At 71.6% G+C, this 21,390-nt stretch carries 17 protein-coding genes, 3 tRNA genes and 4 pseudogenes; 12 read left to right on the top strand and 12 right to left on the bottom strand.

All coding sequences use genetic code 11. The annotated features are described in order from the left end of the window. Nucleotides 1–15 precede the first annotated feature (15 nt). Together ACKTSN_RS31855 and ACKTSN_RS31860 are read right to left on the bottom strand one after the other, a co-directional pair. On the bottom strand, nucleotides 16–1,470 hold the full coding sequence (locus ACKTSN_RS31855) for an FGGY family carbohydrate kinase (protein ID WP_409472266.1): 1,455 nt from the start codon (nucleotides 1,468–1,470) through the stop codon (nucleotides 16–18). Between the two features lie 177 nt (nucleotides 1,471–1,647). Next, a complete protein-coding gene (locus tag ACKTSN_RS31860) occupies nucleotides 1,648–1,953 on the bottom strand; it encodes a YtxH domain-containing protein (RefSeq protein WP_409472267.1) in 306 nt (101 codons plus the stop codon). A 157-nt stretch (nucleotides 1,954–2,110) separates the two neighbouring features. Between ACKTSN_RS31860 and ACKTSN_RS31865 the strand changes: the two genes are divergently transcribed. From ACKTSN_RS31865 to ACKTSN_RS31900, 8 genes and pseudogenes are all read left to right on the top strand, one after another. Then, nucleotides 2,111–2,183: transfer RNA gene (locus tag ACKTSN_RS31865), tRNA-Asn, on the top strand. Nucleotides 2,184–2,188: 5 nt separating this feature from the next. Beyond that, nucleotides 2,189–2,261: transfer RNA gene (locus tag ACKTSN_RS31870), tRNA-Asn, on the top strand. A gap of 168 nt (nucleotides 2,262–2,429) precedes the next feature. Next, nucleotides 2,430–2,503, top strand: a tRNA-Ile gene (locus ACKTSN_RS31875). Nucleotides 2,504–2,874: 371 nt separating this feature from the next. Further along, complete coding sequence (locus tag ACKTSN_RS31880) at nucleotides 2,875–3,846, top strand: PstS family phosphate ABC transporter substrate-binding protein (RefSeq protein ID WP_409472268.1); 972 nt, start codon at nucleotides 2,875–2,877, stop codon at nucleotides 3,844–3,846. After that, complete coding sequence (gene pstC / locus ACKTSN_RS31885; protein WP_409472269.1) at nucleotides 3,843–4,763, top strand: phosphate ABC transporter permease subunit PstC; 921 nt, start codon at nucleotides 3,843–3,845, stop codon at nucleotides 4,761–4,763. The genes ACKTSN_RS31880 and pstC overlap by 4 nt, the downstream gene beginning before the upstream one ends. Then, nucleotides 4,763–5,674: a phosphate ABC transporter permease PstA gene (gene pstA, locus ACKTSN_RS31890; protein WP_409472270.1), complete on the top strand. Its 912-nt coding sequence runs from the start codon at nucleotides 4,763–4,765 to the stop codon at nucleotides 5,672–5,674. The genes pstC and pstA overlap by 1 nt, the downstream gene beginning before the upstream one ends. 45 nt (nucleotides 5,675–5,719) lie before the next feature. Beyond that, nucleotides 5,720–6,568, top strand: coding sequence for a phosphate ABC transporter ATP-binding protein PstB (gene pstB, locus ACKTSN_RS31895; protein WP_409472271.1), 849 nt, complete (start codon nucleotides 5,720–5,722; stop codon nucleotides 6,566–6,568). Nucleotides 6,569–6,642: 74 nt separating this feature from the next. Then, a pseudogene (locus ACKTSN_RS31900) lies at nucleotides 6,643–7,113 on the top strand (aquaporin family protein); the annotation flags it as partial. A gap of 27 nt (nucleotides 7,114–7,140) precedes the next feature. Here the strand turns inward: ACKTSN_RS31900 and ACKTSN_RS31905 are convergent. Then, nucleotides 7,141–7,518: an ArsR/SmtB family transcription factor gene (locus ACKTSN_RS31905; RefSeq protein ID WP_409472272.1), complete on the bottom strand. Its 378-nt coding sequence runs from the start codon at nucleotides 7,516–7,518 to the stop codon at nucleotides 7,141–7,143. 123 nt (nucleotides 7,519–7,641) lie between these two features. Here ACKTSN_RS31905 and ACKTSN_RS31910 point away from each other — a divergent pair, with 123 nt between their 5' ends. Then, a complete protein-coding gene (locus ACKTSN_RS31910; protein WP_409472273.1) occupies nucleotides 7,642–9,006 on the top strand; it encodes an NAD(P)-binding domain-containing protein in 1,365 nt (454 codons plus the stop codon). Nucleotides 9,007–9,022: 16 nt separating this feature from the next. On the opposite strand, the gene ACKTSN_RS31915 is transcribed toward ACKTSN_RS31910, so the two are convergent. From ACKTSN_RS31915 to ACKTSN_RS31925, 3 genes are all read right to left on the bottom strand, one after another. Next, on the bottom strand, nucleotides 9,023–9,715 hold the full coding sequence (locus tag ACKTSN_RS31915; RefSeq protein ID WP_409472274.1) for an ANTAR domain-containing protein: 693 nt from the start codon (nucleotides 9,713–9,715) through the stop codon (nucleotides 9,023–9,025). Between the two features lie 157 nt (nucleotides 9,716–9,872). After that, nucleotides 9,873–10,910, bottom strand: a complete 1,038-nt coding sequence (locus ACKTSN_RS31920) for a rod shape-determining protein (protein WP_409472275.1) — start codon at nucleotides 10,908–10,910, stop codon at nucleotides 9,873–9,875. Nucleotides 10,911–11,077: 167 nt separating this feature from the next. Beyond that, nucleotides 11,078–11,395: a hypothetical protein gene (locus ACKTSN_RS31925; protein ID WP_409475133.1), complete on the bottom strand. Its 318-nt coding sequence runs from the start codon at nucleotides 11,393–11,395 to the stop codon at nucleotides 11,078–11,080. Here ACKTSN_RS31925 and ACKTSN_RS31930 point away from each other — a divergent pair. Beyond that, nucleotides 11,365–11,565: pseudogene (locus ACKTSN_RS31930) on the top strand (hypothetical protein); the annotation flags it as partial. The gene ACKTSN_RS31925 and the pseudogene ACKTSN_RS31930 overlap by 31 nt on opposite strands. Nucleotides 11,566–11,626: 61 nt before the next feature. Here the strand turns inward: ACKTSN_RS31930 and ACKTSN_RS31935 are convergent. From ACKTSN_RS31935 to ACKTSN_RS31945, 3 genes are read right to left on the bottom strand one after another with little or no spacing between them, the layout of a single operon-like run. Beyond that, entirely contained in the window at nucleotides 11,627–12,949 is a 1,323-nt protein-coding gene (locus ACKTSN_RS31935; protein WP_409472276.1) for a carboxyl transferase domain-containing protein, read from the bottom strand. Beyond that, complete coding sequence (locus tag ACKTSN_RS31940) at nucleotides 12,942–14,390, bottom strand: acyl-CoA synthetase (RefSeq protein ID WP_409472277.1); 1,449 nt, start codon at nucleotides 14,388–14,390, stop codon at nucleotides 12,942–12,944. Before ACKTSN_RS31940 ends, ACKTSN_RS31935 begins: the two co-directional genes overlap by 8 nt. Before the next feature lie 50 nt (nucleotides 14,391–14,440). Further along, the gene (locus tag ACKTSN_RS31945; protein ID WP_409472278.1) at nucleotides 14,441–15,721 is read right to left on the bottom strand and encodes an SLC13 family permease; all 1,281 of its coding nucleotides are present in this window, start codon (nucleotides 15,719–15,721) and stop codon (nucleotides 14,441–14,443) included. A gap of 214 nt (nucleotides 15,722–15,935) precedes the next feature. Between ACKTSN_RS31945 and ACKTSN_RS31950 the strand changes: the two genes are divergently transcribed. Beyond that, the gene (locus ACKTSN_RS31950; RefSeq protein WP_409472279.1) at nucleotides 15,936–16,643 is read left to right on the top strand and encodes a FadR/GntR family transcriptional regulator; all 708 of its coding nucleotides are present in this window, start codon (nucleotides 15,936–15,938) and stop codon (nucleotides 16,641–16,643) included. A gap of 14 nt (nucleotides 16,644–16,657) precedes the next feature. On the opposite strand, the pseudogene ACKTSN_RS31955 reads toward ACKTSN_RS31950, so the two are convergent. Then, nucleotides 16,658–17,529: pseudogene (locus ACKTSN_RS31955) on the bottom strand (MerR family transcriptional regulator). Nucleotides 17,530–18,138: 609 nt separating this feature from the next. Further along, nucleotides 18,139–19,572, bottom strand: coding sequence for a transposase (locus tag ACKTSN_RS31960; protein WP_409472280.1), 1,434 nt, complete (start codon nucleotides 19,570–19,572; stop codon nucleotides 18,139–18,141). Between the two features lie 255 nt (nucleotides 19,573–19,827). Between ACKTSN_RS31960 and ACKTSN_RS31965 the strand changes: the two are divergent. Beyond that, nucleotides 19,828–20,717, top strand: a pseudogene (locus ACKTSN_RS31965) (ATP-grasp domain-containing protein). Nucleotides 20,718–20,727: 10 nt separating this feature from the next. Here the strand turns inward: ACKTSN_RS31965 and ACKTSN_RS31970 are convergent. Then, entirely contained in the window at nucleotides 20,728–21,345 is a 618-nt protein-coding gene (locus tag ACKTSN_RS31970; RefSeq protein ID WP_409472281.1) for a GNAT family N-acetyltransferase, read from the bottom strand. Nucleotides 21,346–21,390: the final 45 nt, after the last annotated feature.

Here is a 21,390-nt window from a genome sequence, read left to right on the forward strand (position 1 = left end):
CCCGACAGGCGTGTGCTACGGGCGGAACGCGCCCGGATGTGTCTGCTCGCGCACCGACACGAACTGCTGCCGGACCGCCTGCCCCACGGCCAGCTCCTCACCGGGCTCGAGCACCTGCGCCACCGCGCCCTGCCAGGCCGGCGGGGTGCGCGGGTCGAGAGTGCCCTGCGACACACCCAGCGCCCAGGCCGCCTGCCGCGCGGCACCGATCGCCGCGTAGTCCGCGGGCTGCGGCACGACGACCTGCGCCCCGAACAGCGAGGGCGCCGCGGCCTGCACGGCGGGCAGCTCCGCGGCCGGCCCGAGCAGAAAGATCCGCCGCACCTCCACACCCCGGCCGCGCAGCACGTCCAGCGCGTCCGCGAGCCCGCACAGCATGCCCTCGAACGCCGCCCGCGCCAGGTGCTCCGCCTTCATCGACTCCCGCCGCAGCCCGGCCAGCGTCCCGGCGGTGTGCGGCAGCGCCGGCGTGCGCTCACCCTCCAGATACGGCAGGAGTACGAGCCCATGGGCGCCCGGCGTCGACTTCATCGCCAGGTCGGACAGGCTCTCCAGGTCGGCAAGACCGAGCAGTTCGGCGGTGCCGCGCAGGGTCCGTACGGCGTTCAGGGTGGTCACGACCGGCAGGTGCATGCCGGTCGCGTCGGCCAGGGACGTGATCATCCCGGTCTGGTCGTACAGGGCCTCGGGATGCACCGCCATCACGGACCCGGACGCACCCAGCGACACCACCGCGTCGCCCAGCCCCAGCCCCAGCCCGAAGGCGGCGGCCATGGTCTCGCCGGTCCCGGCGGAGATCAACAGCCCCTCCGGCGTCGTACCGGCCGCGTCGGACGGCCCGATCACCTCGGGCAGCATGACCTGGTGACCGAGCGCCAGCTCGACCAGGTCGGGCCGGTAGGCGCCGGTGGCCGCGGACCAGTACCCCGTCCCGGAAGCCCCGCCACGGTCGGTGGTCCGGCGCACCGGCCGCCCCAGCAACTGCCACACCAGCCAGTCGTGCGCCTGCATCAGCACGGCAGTGCGCAGCGCCGCATCGGGCTCGTTCTTGGCGAGCCACCGCAGCTTGGTGACGGGCTGCGCGGCCTGCGGAACACACCCCACCGCCTGCGCCCACGCCTCGCGCCCGCCCAGCGCGTCGATCAGATCGGCCGCCGCGACCTGCGCCCGCTTGCCCCCGCCGACCATCGCCGGCCGTACGGTGCCGCCCTGCGCGTCCAGCGGCACGACCGCGTTCTGCTGCGCGGAGACGCCGATGGCCTGCACCCCTTCGAGCAGCCCACCACCGGCCGCCTCGCCCAGGGACAGCAGCCAGGCCTGCGGATCCACATCGCTGGGCCGCCCACTGCCTTCAGGGCCCTCCACCGGATGCGGCGCATAGCCCTGCCGCAGCACGGCTCCCGTGTCCGCATCGCAGACGACGATACGAGTGAAATCGGGCGAACTGTCCAGCCCGGCGACTATCCCCATGGCGCAAATTCTGCCGTAGCGCTGCGCTTGCTTGGGCCGTGGGCGCCGTGGGGGTGCGTGTGGTTCTGCGTGTGCGGGTGCGTTGTGGCTGGTCGCGCCCACGCGGCGGAGCCGCATGTCGACACAGCCCCGCGCCCCCTTAGGGCGTTGCAGTGCCCCGGCGCCCAAGCGGTGCCGCTAGGTGTTGCTGGTGCCCCAGTCGTCCTCGGGGAAGCCGTCGGTGTTGCGTTCGCGGAGGCTGCGCACGCGCTGGGCGACGGAGTCGGGCATGCGGTCGCCTACCTTCGCGCTCACCGCGTGGTAGGCCTTGCCCGCCAAGTGGCGGCCCTGTTGTGCTGCCGTCTCCGCGGTGTTGCGGACGGCGGGGTTCTGCGCGACCTGACGCGCGGACTTCTTCAGCTGCTCGTAGCGCTCACGCCCCGCGCGTGTGCCCAGTACGTAACCCACAGCGAGTCCGACGACGAACGTGAGCCGGTAACGCATGGCGGCCACCCTTCCCTTGCGTAGGTCCCTGGTACGGCGCCGGGCCGGGGGGAACCGATTGGCGGAGCACCCCCCTGCTTGCGCTAATGTATGTGTCGCAGCGAGCGCGCGCCCCCTGGCGAATACCCAGGTAGGTACGTTCGATGCAACGAGGCATTCCTCCGTAGCTCAATTGGCAGAGCAGCCGGCTGTTAACCGGCAGGTTACTGGTTCGAGTCCAGTCGGGGGAGCTCGGTCCTCCGTAGCTCAATTGGCAGAGCAGCCGGCTGTTAACCGGCAGGTTACTGGTTCGAGTCCAGTCGGGGGAGCAGCCTGAACGAGGACCCCGCAGGGGTCCTTTTTCATGTCCGGTGGAACCGCCACGGTCAGGGCGGAGTCCTCAAGGTCATGCGAAGCCGACCATCCGGAGCAGGAGATCGTATGAGCGGCTATGCTGCGGCAGACGGCGCGCACACGTGTACGCGACACGCCGCTATGGGGCGGTAGCTCAGCCGGTTAGAGCAGCGGACTCATAATCCGTCGGCCGTGGGTTCGAGTCCCACCCGCCCCACTCGCGGTTCCTTCGGCAGAACCGTTTCTACCTGCGGGCCCGTAGGAGCGGGGGCGCCGCACCGCGGCGGCGGCCCTCGTTCACTCGCTCAGATCAAGCCGCCTGTTCCATGGCGTCGGCCCCCGCTTCCCCGCAGCGACGCGAACCTGCAGGTCGGGCAGGTCGAGGTCGGGCAGGCCGAGGTCTCCCATGGGGTCGGTCGGATACGGGGGGACGTCGGTCTCGCTTACCGGTACGACCCGGGCGACGGGCCTCGCGTGCGCTGAAAGTTCATATAGGCGATATTTGATCTAAATCTCCAAAATGGAGCATATTGTGCGCCTCGTCCACACGGGCCGGGAAACCGGGCGGACACGAGGATCGAGAGTCACGTGAGCATTCGTTCGTTGCGCCGTGCCGCGGCTCCGCCGGCTCTGGCGGCGGCCGTGGTGGTGGCTGCCGGTGCGTGCGGGGGTGCCGACGCGGGCTCCGGCAGCGGCGGCACGCGGCTGTCCGGCACCATCAGGGTGGATGGATCCAGCACGGTGGCCCCGCTGTCCACGGCGGCGGCCCAGCTCTTCCAGGTGGAGAACCCCGGAGTCGGGGTCACGGTCGGCACGTCCGGTACCGGTGGCGGATTCGAGAAGTTCTGCGCCGGCGAGACCGACATCTCCGACGCCTCGCGTGCCATCGAGGACGACGAGAAGGCGGCCTGCGAGAAGAAGGGTGTCAGGTTCGAGGAGTTCCAGGTCGCCAACGACGGCCTGTCCGTCGTGGTCAACAAGGACAACGACTGGGCGGAATGCCTGACCGTCGAGCAGTTGAGGAAGATCTGGGAGCCCGGCTCCAAGGTGAACAACTGGAACCAGGTCGACCCGAAGTTCCCCGACCAGAAGCTCGAACTGTTCGGCGCGGGCACCGACTCGGGCACCTTCGACTACTTCACCGAGGCCGTCAACGGCGAGGAGGGCGCCTCCCGCACCGACTACTCGCCGAGCGAGGACGACAACGTCACCGTGCAGGGCGTCGCCGGCTCCCAGGGCGGCATGGGGTACTTCGGGCTGTCGTACTACGAGGAGAACAAGGACGAGCTGAAGGTCCTGAAGATCGACGGCGGTGGCGGCTGTGTCGAGCCGACCAGGCAGACGGTGCAGAACGGCACGTACACGCCGCTGTCGCGGCCGCTGTTCATCTACCCCAAGGCGTCCTCGCTGCAGAAGCCGGAGGTCCTGGCCTTCGTCGAGTTCTACGTCGAGCACCACGCCGAGATCGCCGAGAGCGCCCTCTTCGTCCCGCTCAACTCCGAGCAGGAGGCGGAGCTGCGGAGAGACCTCGACGCACTCAAGGCGCAGCAGGGCTCATGAGTCCCGGCCCCGGTTTCCTGAAGCGGTCCCGGCCGCGCTACGGCGAGGGGGCGATCAAGGTGCTCCTGGTGGCCGCCGCGCTGGTGTCGATGCTGACCACCGTCGGTATCGTCATCGCACTGATCCCGCCGGCCGTCGACTTCTTCCGCGAGGTCGGCTTCGGTGAGTTCATCACCGGCACCGACTGGTCGCCGCTGTTCAGCCCGCCGCACTTCGGCGTCCTGCCGCTGGTCACGGGCACCTTGATGGTCACCCTCATCGCGCTGGTGGTCGCCGTGCCGCTGGGGCTCGGCGCTGCGGTGTATCTGAGCGAGTACGCCCACCGCAGGGTCCGTGCGTTCTTCAAGCCGATGCTGGAGGTGCTCGCGGGCATCCCCACCGTCGTCTACGGCTTCTTCGCACTGACCGCGATCACGCCGCTGCTGCAGGACATCTGGCCCGTCGGGGACCCGCCGCAGGTCTTCAACGCTCTGTCGGCGGGCTTCGTCATGGGCGTCATGATCATCCCGACGGTCGCCTCGCTCGCCGAGGACTCGATGAACGCGGTGCCCAACGACCTGCGCGACGGCGCCTACGCACTCGGCTCCTCACGGATGCAGGTGGCGACGCGGGTGGTCTTCCCGGCCGCGCTGTCCGGCATCGTCGCCGCCATCGTGCTCGGTATCTCCCGGGCGATCGGCGAGACGATGATCGTGGCCATCGCGGCCGGTGGCCGTCCGAACCTGTCCTTCAATCCGCTGGAGGGCATGCAGACGATGACCGCGTTCATCGCCGCGGCCGGGATCGGCGACCTGCCGACCGGGTCCATCGGCTATCGGACGATCTTCGCGGTGGGCCTGCTGCTGTTCGTGATGACCCTGGTGATGAACCTGGTCAGCATTCGCCTGGTTCGCAAGTACCGGGAGGTGTACGAGTAATGGGCTCCGATGTCCTGGACAAGGGCGCCGCCACCGGTATGCCGGAGGTACCCCGGCTCAAGGGGCGCGGCACCCCGTGGCGCGAGCGGTTCTTCCAGCTCAGCCTGTGGGCGTCGCTGGCCGTCGGGGTGGTCTTCCTCGTCTGGCTGCTGGTGTACATGGTGGTCGAGGGCTGGCCGCGGCTGGACTCGCGGATCTGGTCGAACTTCCCCGACATCATCGACCCCACCAATGCCGGCGCCCAGTCGGCGATCATGGGCACGATCTGGGTGATCGCCTTCACCGCGCTGTACTGCCTGCCGACCGGGGTCCTCGCCTCCATCTACCTCGAGGAGTACGCGGACCCGAACCGCTGGTGGAACCGTGTCATCGAGATCAACATCCAGAACCTGGCGGCCGTACCGTCGATCGTCTACGGCATCCTCGGGCTCGGCATCATCTCCCGCGGGCTCGGCTTCGGCCAGACCGTGCTGACCGCCTCCCTCACCCTGTCGCTGCTGGTCCTGCCGACCGTGATCATCGCCTCCCGGGAGGCGATCCGCGCCGTACCGCAGTCCATCCGTGAGGCGTCCCTCGCGCTGGGCGCCACCCAGTGGCAGACCATCTGGCGCCAGGTCCTCCCGGCGGCCGTGCCCGGCATGGCGACCGGCTCGATCCTCGCCCTGTCCCGGGCGATCGGCGAGGCCGCGCCGCTGCTGCTGCTCGGCGGGCTGACCTTCATCACCTTCAACCCCACTGGTGTGCAGAGCCCCTTCACGGTGCTGCCGATCCAGATCTTCAACTGGATCAGCCAGTCCCGCGCCGAGTTCACCGCGCTCGCCTCGGCCGCCATCGTCGTACTCCTGGTCATCCTGCTGGCCATGAACTCGCTGGCGATCTGGCTCCGCAACCACTACGTCCGTCGCTGGTGACGGACACCCTCCCTGCCCCCACCGCCCCTCCCGCAGGAGACCGCCATGACCCCTCCGCCCGACTCCTCCGGCGGCACCAGGATTCCGCAGGTCACCTACCACGACGCCCCGTCCCTGGCCGAACCGGTCTTCGAAGTCGGCGGCCTGTCGGTCTTCTACGGCGCCCACGAGGCCGTCCGCGACGTCAACATGACGATCGGGCGGCGTCAGATCACCGCCATGATCGGCCCGTCGGGGTGCGGCAAGTCCACGATGATCCGCTGCTTCAACCGGATGAACGACCTCATTCCCGGTGCCCGTGTCGTCGGCAAGATCCGCTACCACAACGAGGACCTGTACGGCCGCGACGTCGACCCCATCGAGGTGCGCCGCCGGATCGGCATGGTCTTCCAGAAGCCCAACCCGTTCCCCAAGTCGATCTACGACAACATCGCGTACGGGCCGAGGGTGGGCGGTTTCAAGGGCAACCTCGACGACCTGGTCGAGGAGACGTTGACCCACGCGGCGCTGTGGGACGAGGTCAAGGACAAGCTCAAGACGTCGGCCCTGGCGCTGTCCGGCGGTCAGCAGCAGCGGCTGTGCATCGCCCGCACCATCGCGGTCAAGCCGGAGGTGATCCTGATGGACGAGCCGTGTTCCGCCCTGGACCCGATCGCCACGATGAAGATCGAGGACCTCATGGAGCAGCTCGCCCAGGAGTTCACGATCATCGTCGTCACCCACAACATGCAGCAGGCCGCACGTGTCTCCGACCGCACCGCCTTCTTCACCGCGGACGTCGACGACAAGGGCGAACGCCACGGCCGGCTCGTCGAGTACGACGAGACCGAGCGGATCTTCTCCAACCCCTCCGACCAGCGCACCGAGGACTACATCTCCGGCCGCTTCGGCTGACCGCCACAATCGCCTGAGGTCACGCCTTCTGCTGGGCGTCGATCTCGGCGATCAGGGCCTCGATGCGGGTCCTGTGGTGGACCTCGCGGCGTGGCGGAACAGGGGTCACTCTGCGCGAGGCGGCCGTCTACGGCCCGGCTCAGATCGTCGGCGCGATCGCAGGCGCCGTGCTGGCGAACGCCATGTTCGGCGAGCCGCTGGTGGAGTGGTCCACGCGCGACCGCTCGGCCGGGAACCTGCTGCTGGGCGAGGTGGTCGCCACCGCGGGTCTGGTCCTGGTGATCTTCGGCCTGGCGCGCACGGACCGGCTGCGTTTCGCACCGGTCGCCGTGGCCTCGTACATCGGCGCCGCGTACTGGTTCACCTCGTCCACGTCCTTCGCCGATCCGGCGGTGACGATCGGCCGCGCCTTCAGCGACATCTTCGCGGGGATAGCGCCGGGTTCCGTGCCGGCGTTCGTCGGGATGCAGCTGGTCGGTGCCGTGGTCGGGCTGGCGCTCGTGGCGGTCGTCTTCATGACCGGCCGGACTGCCTCCGACGGATGAGGCGGACCACCCAGGTGGTGGTCATCTTTACGCACCTTCACGCGGCAGGGCGAGCATCTGGCCCATTGCTGCCACGACGGACGGTGCGACCTTGTAGTAGACCCAGGTGCCGCGCCGCTCGGAGGTGAGCAGGCCGGCTTCCCTGAGCTTCTTCAGGTGGTGGGAGACGGTCGGCTGGGAGACGCCCACGTCGGAGATGTCGCACACGCACGCCTCGCCGCCCTCGTGCGAGGCGACCAGCGAGAACAGCCGCAGGCGCACCGGATCGCCGAGCGCCTTGAACATCTTCGCCGTCCGCGCGGCCTCCTCGGCGGTGAAGGGGCGCTCGGCCAGCGGTGGGCAGCACGGGGCTCCGGCCGCGGGCGCGTCCGGTTCGAGCAGCGGCAGCACCTTGGTGTTCGACATGCATCAATGTTGACACATGTCGAAGCAGTTTATTCGATGAATGTCTATGTTGACGGGTGTCGAATCAGCTGTCATGCTTACCGCTGCAAGATATCGACGAATGTCGAAGCAAAGGGGAGCCTCGTGAGTACGCACACCACCGACCAGTTGCCCGTCGTGATCGTCGGAGCCGGCCCGGTCGGCCTGGCCGCCGCCGCCCACCTCGTCGGGCGTGGCATCGAACCGCTGGTCCTGGAGGCCGGCCCGTCCGCGGGCACCGCCGTGCGCGACTGGTCGCACGTCCGGCTGTTCTCCCCCTGGACCGAGCTCGTCGACCCGGCCGCCGAGAAGCTGCTCGCGCCGACCGGCTGGGTCCGCCCCGACGGGGCGGCGTATCCCACCGGCGGGGACTGGGCCGAGCTGTACCTGCAGCCGCTCGCCGACGTCCTGGGCGACCGGATCCGCTACGGCGCGCGTGTGACCGGCGTGGCGCGGGCGGGCCGGGACCGTATCGTCGACTCCGGCCGCGACGAGCAGCCCTTCACCGTGCACATCGAGCCGGCCGACGGCCGCGAGGAGCGCCTCACGGCCCGTGCCGTCGTGGACGCCTCCGGCACCTGGGCCGTACCCGGCCCCATGGGAGCCGACGGCCTGCCCGCACTCGGCGAGAGGGTGGCCGCCGAGCACATCTCGTACCGCGTGCCGAACCTGAAGGACCCGGCTGTGCGGGCCCGTTACGCGGGTAAGCGCACCGCGGTCGTGGGTTCCGGGGCGTCCGCCTTCACGGCCCTCGCCCAGCTGGCCGACCTGGCGAAGGAGGAAACCGGCACGCACGCGGTGTGGATCCTGCGCCGTGGGATCACCGGTTCCACGTACGGAGGCGGCGAGGCCGACCAGCTTCCCGCCCGCGGAGCCCTCGGTCTGCGCGCCAAGGCCGCGGTCGAGGACGGCCACGCGAGCGCGGCCACCGGATTCCGTACGGAGTCGGTGGAGCGCGCCGGTGACAGGCTCGTCCTCGTCGCCGAGGACGGCCGTCGCCTGGACCCGGTCGACGAGGTCATCGTGCTGACCGGCTTCCGCCCCGACCTGTCCTTCCTCTCCGAGGTCCGCCTCGGCCTCGACGAACGCCTGCAGGCACCGACCGCCCTCGCCCCGCTCATCGATCCCAACGCGCACTCCTGCGGCACCGTCTACCCGCACGGCGTCAACGAGTTGTCCCACCCGGAGAAGGACGTCTACCTGGTCGGCATGAAGTCCTACGGCCGCGCCCCGACGTTCCTCGCGATGACCGGCTACGAGCAGGTGCGTTCGGTCGCCGCCGCGATCGCCGGAGACCGGGAGGCCGCCGAACGCGTCGAACTGACCCTGCCGGAGACCGGCGTGTGCGGCGGCGCCGGGCTGTTCGACGACCCCGACGCGGCCCAGAGCGGCGAGGGCGGCGGCTGCTGCGCCGCGCCCACCACTCTCCGGATCGGCATCGGCGCCCCGGCCTCCGCGGGCGGCTGCTGACCGGCATCCTCAGGCGTCAGACCCGGCACCGGGCGACTGCCCTGCGTAGGGCCGTGCGCAGCTCCTCCGGAAGTGATGGGCCGTCGGATTCGGCACCGGCCGTGACGGCCGCGGCCACCTTGTGGAGCTTGGTGTTGGAGAGCTGGGAGGCCGCACGGAGGATGTGCCAGGCCTCGTCGGACGTGCAGGCGTGGGTGGCCATGAGGATGCCGCGGGCCTGGTCGATCACCGGGCGGGAGGCGATCGCCTTCCGCAACTGGGTTATCTCCTCGCGCAGTTCGTGCAGTTGCTCCGCGCGCTCGAGGGCCACCGCAGAGGGTGTCGGGGCGGGGCCGGGTGTCGGGGCGGGGTCCGGTGCCGTGGAGCGCAGCGGGTCCGTGGTGTCCAGGCCGAACAGTTCCAGGACCCGGCGCGGCTGGCCCCGCCAGTTCGTGGCCGAGACCGGGATCAGGTGCCGTCGGCCGTGATTGTGCAGGACGTCCAGGAACTGCCCTCCCGCCGTGTCCATGAAGATCACCCCGGCCATGTCCAGCTCTATCCGGCAGGTGTGGACGGGCAGTTCGGCCAGCACCCCGGCCAGGGTGTCCGCGCACCCATGGACGAGTTCTCCTCGTGCGCTGAGCACCGACCGGCCCGTGCCGTCGGTGCGGCCGTCGATGGCGAGTGGGCGTAACCGCTTCGCGAGGGAGAGTGGGGCCACTGAGTTCATGTCACCGCCTTCCAGGTCCGTGTGGCGCTCCCGTCTCACCGCCGAGCGGCGGACGCCGACCCGACGATGCTGAAAGTGCGCCTTCCCGGCACACCGCGCCTTACACCCCGTGGCGGGGGCTGCGCCCTGTCCCGGTCCGCTCAGGGCGTCGGCGGGCTCACCCGTCCAGCGAATTCAGCTCCAGCGGCTCGACCCTGCCCTCCAGCATGGTGCCGAGGCCCCGCACGGCGCACACGTCGGGCCGTTCGGCGATGTGCACCGGCATCCCGGTGGCCTGCCGCAGCATCTGGTCGAACCCGGGGAGCAGGGCGCTGCCGCCGACCATCATGATCCCCCGGTCGGCGAGGTCGGCCACCAGGTCGGGCGGGCACTCCCGCAGCACCTTGCCGATGCCGTCGAGCACGGCGGTGAGCGGGGTCTGGATGGCGTCGCGTACGGCGGCGGTGTCGATCTGGACGGAACGGGGCAGGCCGGTGGCCACATCCCGGCCGTGGATCTCCGTCGACATCGGCCCGTGCGGGGTGAGGCCGTTGCCGGACAGGGCCAGCTGCAGCGGGCGTACCGACTGACTCGGCAGCACGAGTTCGTGCTCGTGCCGCAGATGCAGCACGATCGCGTTGTCGACTGCCTCGCCGCCGACCGGGATGCGTTCGGCGGTGACGATGGAGCCGAGGGACAGCACGGCGACCTGCGTCGCGGCCGCGCCGCACACCAGGACCATGGTGGCCTCGGGCTGCTCGACGGGCAGTCCGCAGCCGACGGCGGCGGCGATGAGGGTGTCGACGAGTTCGACACGGCGGGCCCCGAGACCGACGAGCGTCTCGGTCGTCGCCCGCCGGGCGAGCGGGCCGGCGTCGTGCGGGGTGCAGGCGGCGGCCCGGAGTCCGGGCTTGCGGCGCAGCGTGCGGCGGATCTTGTCGCCGAGCAGATGCCGCAGCATCCGCTGGGCCATCTCGATGTCGACGACCGTGCCGCCGGACACCGGCCGTACGACACGGATGTGTTGGGGGGTGCGGCCGGTCATCTTCTCCGCCAGCTCGCCGACCGCGATCAGTGCGCCGGTGTTGGTGTTCACGGCCGCGGCGGACGGCTGGTCCACGACAAGCCCGGCGCCCTTGACGTAGACCCGCGTCCGCGCCGCCCCCAGATCGACGGCGAAGTGGCACCGGCGTAGCTGCTCCAGGCTGGCGGTCATCGCGGATCCTCCCGAGGGGCACAGACCGTGGCGGCCGCCGGGCGGCGGGCCTCTTTGCATCGTGTGGGGGGCGGGGAGGGCGGCGCCTTCTGGAGGGGGCCGGGCGGGGTGCGGCTGTACGGGTGGTCTTTCGGGCCGTCGTGCCCGGCGGGCTTGACGCGAGGTGCTCAGAGGTGGCTCCGGGCGATGTCCACCAGCTCGTGCATGCTCCGTACGGTGTACTGGGCGCCGACGGCCGGCTCGACGTGTGACGAGCCGATCAGTACGCCGTGCGGTGTGGCGGCGCGCCGGAGGACCTCGGGGTCCGGCAGCAGGTGGCGTGGGTCGTCGCCACGGCCGTGGATGCCGCCGCCCAGGACGAGCGGGCGGCTCTCCAAGCAGTCCGCGACAACCTGCGAGGACACGGCCGACGCCGAGCGCCTGCGCGACGCCGGAACGGTCGACATGTCGGGCACGCATCGGCGGCGGAACGCTCGAAGTGTCATACGACGACGGCACGTCAGGGCATCCGGTCCGGCTCACCGGCGACGCGGACTCCTGGCGCGGCACCCTGACCGTGCCGCGGGACGCGGAGTACGTCTCCCTGCGGGCGTCGGCGAGCGACGACCGGGGCGGCTCGGTGACGCAGGAGATCATCCGGGCGGTGAGGGTTCGTCAGCCGGACGTGGGCGGTGCCGTCTCCCTCTTCACGGTGGGGGAGGCGGCACCGCCGTGTGTCACTTCCTGGTCCGGGCGATCCCCAGATCCTCCAGATCCTGCGGCCGGATGTGGAGTTGACCAGCGGTCGCCTCCACCTCTTCCGAGGGCCGCTTCAGTATGGCGGCCGCCAGCTCGGGGGAGATCACCGAGAAGTAGCTGTCCGGGGTGACCCACGTGTTGCCCGGCGCCGCGAGCGCGAGCGCGCCGCCCGAGCCGCCCTCGCCGATCACCAGCGTCGTGACCGGCGTGCGCGCGGCCGCCACAGCGCCGAACACCTCCGCGATCGCGGCGCCCACCCCCAGCCGTTCCGCCTCCGCGTCATTGGCCGCGCCCGGGGTGTCCACCAGGGTCAGCACGGGGATACCGAGCCGGTCCGCGAGCCGGATCAGACGGGCGGCGGTGCGGTAGCCGGCGGGACGGGTCGCGGTCCCGGTCTGGGCGGCGTACGCGACGGTACGCCCCTGGTGCGCCCCGAAGCCGCACAGCATGCCGTCGTCGGTGCCGCCGCAGCGATCGCCGCTGATCGCGACACGGTCGGTGAAGTAGGTGTCCAAGTAGCGCTGGGCACGCGGGCGTTGGGGTGAGCGGGCGCGCCAGACGGCGTCCCACCCGGTCGCAGGGAGGTCGGTCGCGCCGAGCGGACCCGGCGGCGGCGCGGGCTCGGCCGAGGGCGCGGTCAGCAGCCGCAGCCACCGCCCCAGCGTCGCCCGCAGCTCCTCCTCGGGTACGACCGCGTCGGCCGCGCCGGCCGCCACCTGCGCCTCGGCCGTGTACGCCGCCGGGTCCGCGTCCGCCGGCCGCACCCGGGAGCCGGCGAAGCCGACCTGGGCGCCGGGCAGCGCGAGGATCACGTCGGCGCCCGCGCCGAGGGTGGCCCAGCCGCCACCCGTCGTCGGATCCCGCAGTACGGCGACCTGCGGCAGACCGGCCTCCCGGGTGAGCACCGACTGCCGGGCCACACGCTGGAGCTGGGTGAGCGCGACCATGCCCTCCTGCATCCGGCTGCCACCCGTCGCGATCAGCGACACGACCGGCAGCCGGTGCTCGCGGGCGTGCAGGTACGCCGCCTCCAGCCGGTCGCCGGTGCGCCCGCCCAGCGAGCCGCCGAGGAAGCCGAACTCGAAGGCGATCAGCACGGCGTCCGTGCCCTCGATGCGGGCGGTGCCGCAGAGCACGGACTCGTCCTCACCGGTGCGTGCGGCGGCGCGGGCACGGGAGGCGTCGTAGCCCGGCCAGGAGAGGGGCCCGTCGGGCCCGAACTCCCTGGTTGTACAGGTGAGTTCGGCGAACTCGTCGGCGACGAGGGCGATGGCCCGGCGGGCGGAGAGGCGCTCAGGCATGGCCGCCCAGCGCCCGCTTCATGATCTTCCCCATGTCGTTGCGGGGCAGGGAGTCCAGATGGTGCACGACACGTGGCCGCTTGTGCGGGGCGAGCCGGCGGGCCACGTGGTCGGCCAACTCCTCGACGCCGGGCGGGGTCTGCGGGTCGGTGGGCACGATCCAGGCGACGATCCGCTCACCGAGATCCGGGTCGGGCTCCCCGGTGACGGCGGCCTCCCGCACCCCCGGATGCTCCAGGAGGGCGTTCTCGATCTCACCGGCGCCGATCTTGTAACCGCCGCTCTTGATCAGGTCGGTGGCCTTGCGGCCGACGATACGGACATAGCCGTCGGGGTCGCGGACCGCCATGTCGCCGGTGCGGAACCAGCCGTCGGTGGTGAAGGCGGCGGCGGTGGCGTCGGTCCGGTTGAGGTACTCGGTGAACAGGTTCGGCCCACGTACCTGGATCTCGCCGACGCTCTCACCGTCGTACGACGCGATGGGCGTCCCGTCGTCCTCCACGAGCCGCACCTCAACTCCCGGCAACGGCACACCGACCGTCCCCGGTCGCGCCTCACCGTCCGCGCGGATGCTGGTGTTCATCAGCGTCTCGGTCATGCCGTACCGCTCGATGACCCGGCGGCCGGTGGCGGAGGCGATCCGCTCGTGGTCGTGCACGGGCAGCGCAGCGGAACCGGAGACCAGCAGCCGCGCGCCGGTGAGCCCCTTGGCGAGCGACGGGTTGTCCGCGAGATCCTCGGCGATCCGGTGGTACATCGTCGGCACCCCGAACAGCATCGTCGCCCCGCCGTTCAGCTCCCGCGCCACGCCCTCGGTGCTGAACCGGCCCAGATGCCGCACCGAACCGCCGCGCCGGAGCGGGCCCAGGATGCCGAGCACCAGCCCGTGCACATGGAACAACGGCAGCCCATGCACCAGCACGTCCTCACCGGTCCACTGCCAGGCGTCGGCGAGCGCGTCCAGGGTCGCGGCGATCGCCCGACGGGGGATGACGGCGCCCTTGGGCGGGCCGGTGGTGCCGGAGGTGTAGACGATCAGGGCGGGGGCGGCGGCGTCGGTCTGCTCCTCGGGGAGCGCACCTGTCGCCGGCACATCGACGTCGACCCGCTCCAAGTCCCGCAGAGAATCCGGCAATTCATCGCCGGGCGCCGCGAGAACGAGCGTCGGCGCACTGTCGGTCAGGATGTGACCGAGCTCCTTCTCTCCGGACTTCGGGTTGAGGGGAACGGCGGCGACCCCCGCGAGCAGTGTTCCCACCACCGCGACGGCCGTCTCCAGCGCGGGCGTCGCCCACACGGCGACGCGGCCCTCACCGCGTACCCGCTCGGCGACGGCACCGGCCGCCGCGGCGAGCCGGGCGTAGGACAGGGACCGGTCGCCGAACCGCAGGGCGATGTGCTCACCCGGGCTGTTCGTCAGGGCCGGAAAGAGAGAGGACACGCGTCGTACTCCTTAGTCGTCGTCACCTGTTGCCACCTCGCGCGTGCGGGCTATCCGAAACCGGGCACGACCAGCACCAGCCACACCACCGCGGGCACCGCCGCCACCACAATCCCTCCGTACACCATCAGCTGCCGGAAGAAACGCTCACGGTCGACGTCGGGTGCCGCGGCCAGGACCAGCGCGCCGTTCGTCGAGAACGGGCTCACGTCCACCACCGTCGCCGACACCGCCAGCGCCGCCACCATGCCGACCGCCCCGATCTCGCCCTGCGCGAGGAACGGCACCGCCAGCGGAATCAGCGCGCCCATGATGCCGACGGACGAGGCGAACGCCGAGACGATCGCGCCGATGTAGCACAGCAGGAGCGCGGCCAGCAGCGGAACGCCGATGCCGCCGACGCCTTCGCCGGCCCAGGTGATGGTGCCCATCTCGTCCAGGACACCGACGTAGGTGAGCACGCCGCAGATCAGCAGGACGGTCGGCCAGGCGATCTGGCCGACCGCCGCGCGGCTGTCCTCGGGCCAGGCGGTGCTCAGGACGACGGCCAGGGTGATCGCGGTCAGACCCGCGTCCAGGTCGAAGGCGAGGACGGCGACGACGAGGGCGACCAGGGAGACGAGGGTGGCGGTGCGGGCGGGGCTGGTGCCGGTGCCGGTGCTGCTCCCTGCTGGAGGCTGCTTCCCGGTCGACGTGGTCCCGTCCGTGGGCGTCACCGCCCCCTGCCTCCACAGCTTGAGCCCCCCGAAGAGGACGAACACCACACCCGCGATCACGAGGTTGGCGACCAGGGAGGCCAGGAAGAGGGCGACCTCGTTGCCCGGGAGCTTCTCCCGCTCCACGATGCCGTTGACGATCGAACCGTAGATGCTGATCGGCGAGAAACCGCCGGCCTGCGCGCCGTGCACCACCATCGCGCCCATCAGCAGCGGGCTGATCCCGTAGCGGACGGCGAAGCTCAGGGCGATCGGCGCGACGATCGCGACGGCGGCCGGACTGACCGCACCGATCGCCGTGAGCGCGCCGGTCAGGGCGAACATCACCCAGGGGATCAGCGCGACCCGGCCGCGCACCAGCCGGATCGAGGCGTGCACCAGCCAGTCGGTGGTGCCGTTGGCGCGGGCGATCGCGAACAGGTACGTGACCCCGACGAGGACGACGAACAGGTCGCCGGGGAAGCCGGCGAAGATGCCGTCCGCGTCGAGGTCGGCGACGAGGGTGCCGACGGCGAAGGCGGCGGCGAAGGCGAGCGCGCCCATGTTGATGGAGCGGGTGGTGGCGATGACGAACACCACGGCGAGGACGAGGATCGAGATGAGTTCGGGGGACATACGGGCTCCCGTCTTTGGGTCCCGGAGCGGTGAGGGGAAGGGAGGAGCGGGCGAGAGGACGAACAACGAGTGGTTGAGTGGCTGAACCACTTGACCGGCTGGCTGGTCAGCGTGCGCGCACCGGCCGGAGACGTCAAGGGGTCGCGCACGAATTGGCTCAGCCACTCAACCACTGAACCCGCCGGTGCTAGGCTCCCGACGAGAGGGGGACCCCGTGACCGACGCCCTGCGCCCCATGACGAAGCAGCGCCTGTACGAGCAGGTGCTGGACCGGCTGCGCCAGTACGTCGCGGAGGGCGGCCTGCGGGCCGGCGACCGGCTGCCACCCGAGCGTGACCTGGCCCAGCGGCTGGGCGTCAGCCGGGCCTCGGTGAAGCAGGCGATCGTGGTCCTGGAAGTGCAGGGCCTGGTGGAGGCGCGGCACGGCGGCGGCACGTACCTCGTCCGCGACAGTCTCGAAGTGGAACCGGTCGAGAAACTGGTCGAACGTCGCCGGCGCCTCCCCGACGTCCTGGAGGCCCGCGAGGCCCTGGAGACCAAACTCGCCGAACTGGCCGCCGAGCGCCGCACGGAGGAGGACCTGGCCGCGATGCGGTCGGCGCTCGCCCACATGACGGCGGAGATCGAGCGGGGCGGTCACGGCGTCGAGGGGGACCGCCTCTTCCACGGCGCGGTCACGGCGGCCGCGCACAGCAGCATCCTCGCGGAGTTCATGCGCTCCATCGCCGACCAGATCGCCGAGAGCCGCACGGAATCCCTCCGCCAACCCGGCCGCCCCAGCCGCTCCCTCGCCCAGCACCAGGCCATCCTCGACGCCATCGAGACCCAGCAGCCCGGCCGGGCGGCCACGGCCATGCGCCGGCATGTCCGGACGGTGGCGAAGGTGCGGTTGCTGGACTGGGATCCGGAGGGGGAGCGCTGACCGGCCCCCGTCCGTCAGGCGACCGCCTCCACCACGTCCGCCACCACACAACTGACGTTGTCCGGGCCGCCCGCCTCGTTCGCCGCGCCGACCAGCGCGCGAACCGCCTCGTCGGGAGTCGGCGCGATGGTCAGCAGCTGTCGTATCCGGGCCTCGGGGACCACGGTGGACAGGCCGTCGGAGCACAGCAGATACGCCCGGGAGTCGCCGATATGCACGAGCGCGAGCCGGGAGCCGGTCCACAGCATGGCGGTGAGGGTGGTCCCCGCCTCCTGGGCAGCGGAGACGTCGTGCACCGCGAGGGACGCGTCCCGCACCGCGGACTCCAGGAGGTTCAGCACGCTTCCCGCCGGCACCTCCTCGCCTCCTCCAGCACCTTCAGTGCCTCCACCACGGCGGTGCTGGCCGGGCCGCCCGCGGGGCCGTAGCCGTCGGCGACGGCGAGGAGGCGGGTGCCCGCGTAGGCCGTGTCCTGGTTGGCCGGGCGGACCAGGCCCGGGTCGGAGTGGGCGGCATAGCGCAGTTCCAGGGTGCTCATGGCGGGGTCCTTTCGGGACGGTGTCGTCAGGTGGTCGACGAGGAATGCGGCGAGGTCCCGCCGCTCGGCCGTCTCCGCCTCCACCCGCGCCCAGTACGCGCGGATGTCCTGGGCGGCGGCCGTGGGCGGGAGGGCGCACACCGTGCGGATCCTGGCCAGTGGCATGCCCAGCCGGCGCAGCCACGCCACCAGTCGGGCCCGCTCCAACTGCTCGACCGCGTAGTAGCGGTAGCCGGTGTGCGGATCGACCCGGGCGGGGCGCAGCAGGTCCAGCTCGTCGTACAGCCGCAGCGCCTTCGGCGACAGCCGGGTCGCCTTGGCGAACGCCCCGATCGTCAGCATGTTCATGTGCACCTCGCACTCCTCCGGTTCCGCCACCGATGCTGGGTCTTCACCGAAGGGGAAGGTCAAGCGGTCTTCTTCGGTCGCGGAGGCGATTGTTAGCGTCTCTGATCGGCTTGGGTTTCCTGGGTGATCCCGGGTGTCCGGGACCGCTCGGGAGGGTGACTCGGCCGTCCCCGGGCGGGGGTGGTGTGGGCATGGCGGTGGAAGCCTGCCCCGAGTCTGGCCCCGTCCGGCCGGTGCGGCCGTGCGGGGGTGCCGATCGTGTTCGGTCCCTGCTGCCTTCTCCGCTCCTGGCTGGGGCGTGTCGGGTGCGTGGGGGTCCGCCCCGCCGGACGCTTGCCACCCGGCCGTGCCGTGGGGGCACGGTTGCCGGGTGGGGCGGGGACCCTGCGCCGCTTCCCGGGCACAGGGCGTTTTGCTGTGGGGCCGCTCTTGGTGCGGTCCCGGGACTGGTGCCGGACCGCGCTGGTGCGGTCCAGGGCCTCGACCACGGCGCGGATCACGAAGGTGCCGGTGGCGCGGTCGAGGCGGGTCTGATGCTGGTGGGTCAGGCCGCGGGCGCCGATCCGCTGCCAGGCGGCGTTGTCCCGGCCGGTGCTGTACCCGCAGGTCTCAGTGTTGGGGCACGACGCCCACGCCCAGCCCGCCGCCTGATGGTTGGGGGGCCTTGTGGTGGCGGAAGGCGGCCAGGCAGCACGGGCAGTGCTTCGACGTGCCCCGGGGCGGGACGATGACCACCGCGATGCCGTGGGCGGCGGCCCGGTGGCGGACGTGGGTGACGATGGCGCCGCGTACCGTCTGGGACAGGCGGGTGTTGAGCGTGCGGCCCTTGCCGCGCGCCTGCATGTCGCGGAGGTCCTCGAGGTAGATGGCCGAGGCTCCGGCGGCGATCGCGTGGCCGGTCATGAAGCGGGCGGCGGCCTTGGCGAGCGCCGCGTTCAGCCGGGCACGCCGCCGGGCGAGGCGCTCCCGCTCGGCTTCCAGGACGGCGAGCTTGGCCATCAGCCAGGGGTCCGGGCGCATCCCGCGTTCCTGCCGGGAGGTGATCAGGATGCGCAGCCGGTCGATGCGGGCGCCGATCCGCTCTGCGTGGATGCGCAGCCGGTCGGCCTTGGCCAGCACCCCGGCCGCGCGGAAGGACACCGGGCGGGCATCGGTCACCACCCGCGGCTGGGCCTCGTCGGTCAGGCGTAGGGCGCCGCCGGTGAGCAGGGTGTTCAGCCCCCAGTCGAACGCCACCGCCCTGCGGTGCCCGGCTCGCTCCGGTTTCGGGACCGCCTGGGCGTAGGGCACATCGAGCAGCAGCCGCCCCTCGCGGACGCGCAGGGTCGGCGGGCACAGCACCGCGGCGGCGGGCACCTGCGGCGGCAGCCGGAACCGGATACGCACCGGATGCCAGTCGGCCCGGCAGGCGGGATCGGGCCGCACCGGCAGGCGCAGGGTCAGCACCGCGTAGCGAGACGGGTCTTCCGGGCAGCGCTGAAGGGTGGCCAGCTGCCGGTCGGCCGCCGCGAGCACCACCTGCCCGTCCGTCCCCGGCGCCGACTCGCACTCGGTCACGTCCGCCGGCAGCCGCCCGTGGCGGGCCTGGAACGCGGCGATCTGCCGGGTGCGGGCCAGCAGTACGCCGCTCGTCACCGCCCCGCCGTCGGGCAGCGCGGCGCGCAGCGCCTGCCACTCCGCCTCGGTGCGCCGGGCGGGGTCGGCGGGCCAGGTCGCCAGCAGCGCGGCGGTGACCTCGGCGCGCCACCAGGCCGAGCGCAGCACCCGCCCGGCCTGCTCCTGCGCGATGCGCACCACCCGGTCTGGGACGTACACCCCCTGCGCAACGGTCACCGTCCAGCCCAGACGCCGCAACGCCATCCACCCCTGCGACGGCAGCGATGCGCCCGAACGGTCGACACCGGAGGCGAGTTGGGCCAGATCGGCCCCGTTCCAGTGCTCCTGGACCACGCCCTGGGCCAGCGACCCGACCAGAGCGCTCAGCCAGCCGGCCCGCTCCACCAAAGCCGCCTCGCCGAGCCGCTCGCCACTGACCGCATCCACGCCCCGCAGCGCGCGGCACAGGCCGCCGCGACCTGTTGCACCTCCCCCTCACCCACCACGACCCTGCGCCGCACCCCGCCCCCTCACACACCCCGCACCGACCGACGATCACCTCAACGACCAAACCTCCGTACGGGTTACGCATCTCTGTGCGGCATACTCCAGGAACCCAGGAGAATCCAGGATGACCAGGCCAATCGGCCAACTGTTAAACACCCTGCGCAGCGTTCCGCCGTCGTCCCCGAGGAGCCCGCCGTGCCCCGAATCGCCCTCGTTACTTGCCGCCCGGCCCCGAGGTCAGCGTCGACCGTGATCTGCCGCTGCTGATCGAGGCGTTGGCTGCGAGCGGTGCCGAGGCGGTGGCCGTCGAGTGGGACGACCCGGCGGTCGACTGGGCCGAGTTCGATCTCGCCGTGATCCGCTCGACCTGGGACTACAGCTGGCGGGCCGCCGAGTTCGTAGCCTGGGCAGAGGTGTGCGGCAAGGTCACGCGGCTGGCGAATCCGGCGGACGTGGTGCGGTGGAACACCGACAAGCGGTACCTCGGGGAGCTGGCGGCGGCCGGAGTGCCGACCGTCCCCACCCGCTACATAGACCCCGGCGAGCCCGCCGACCTCCCCGACGACCACGAGTACGTCGTCAAGCCCACCTCCGGCGCCGGTGCCCGGTACGCCGCGCGCTATCTGCCCGAGGAGCGGGAGACGGCGGCACGACACCTCGCGCGCCTGCATGAGGAGGGGCTCACGGCGATGGTGCAGCCGTTTGTGCGGAGCATCGACACCGCCGGGGAGCGGGCGCTGCAGTTCTTCGGCGGGCGGCTGCTGCACGCCAGCCGCAAGGGGGCCGTGCTCGCGCCGGGGACGCCGTACGACGAGCGCAAGGTCGCCCATCCGGGGCTGGAGGTGTGGGAACCGACGGACGCCGAACTCGCCGTCGCCGAGCGCGCCCTGGCTGCCGTACCGGACGCGCCCGACCTGCTGTATGCGCGCGTCGATCTGGTGGACGGGGAGGACGGGGAGCCGGGGGTGATGGAGCTGGAGCTGGTCGAGCCGAACCTCTTCCTGTCGCTGCACACGGGGTCGGTGGCGCGGGTGGCCGAGGCGATGGTGGCAGCGGGGAACGCGGGCAAGGCTCCGGCTCTGTGATCAGCGCCTTCTAGGCACCGGCCGGGCGGCGCGGTTCGCGCCACATCGCCCACAGCACCGGTCCGTTCCCCGGCAGCCGCAGCTCCTCGCGCACGGTGAAGCCGAAGTGCTCGTAGAAGGGCAGGTTGGACGGCTTGGAGGACTCCAGACAGGCGGGCAGACCCGCCGCGTCGGCCTTGGCCAGCCCCGAGCGCAGCAGAGCGGCCCCGTGTCCCTGGCCCTGGGCGGCCGGGTCGGCGCCGATCACCGCCAGGTACCAGTGCGGTTCCTGGGGCGTGTGCTGGGCGGCCGTCTCGACGGTGTCCCTGAACTGGGGAGCTCGGTCGCCGAGGATGTTCTGGAGCTCCTGGATGGTCTCCGCGTCGGGAACGGCCTTGGCCTGCGCCTCCGGCGGTACCCAGAAGGCGGCCGCCGCCTCGGTGCGCTCACACACGCTGTGGTGGACGTACTGCCGGGTGAAGATGGTGGTGAAGTAGCGGCCCAGCCCTGCCTCGCGCGAGGCGTCGCCGGGGAAGAACCAGCGCATCATCGGGTCGTCGTCGAAGGCGCGGGCCAAGGTGCGACTGATCAGCGGAGCGTCGTCGATCGTGGCCGTCTTCGGGGTACTCGTTATCGACATACGGGTCATTCTGCACCCCGGTGATCTTCGGCGACGCGGTGGGGTCCGGTCCGC

It is taken from the genome of Streptomyces flavusporus, from assembly GCF_046267975.1.
Classification (GTDB): domain Bacteria; phylum Actinomycetota; class Actinomycetes; order Streptomycetales; family Streptomycetaceae; genus Streptomyces; species Streptomyces flavusporus.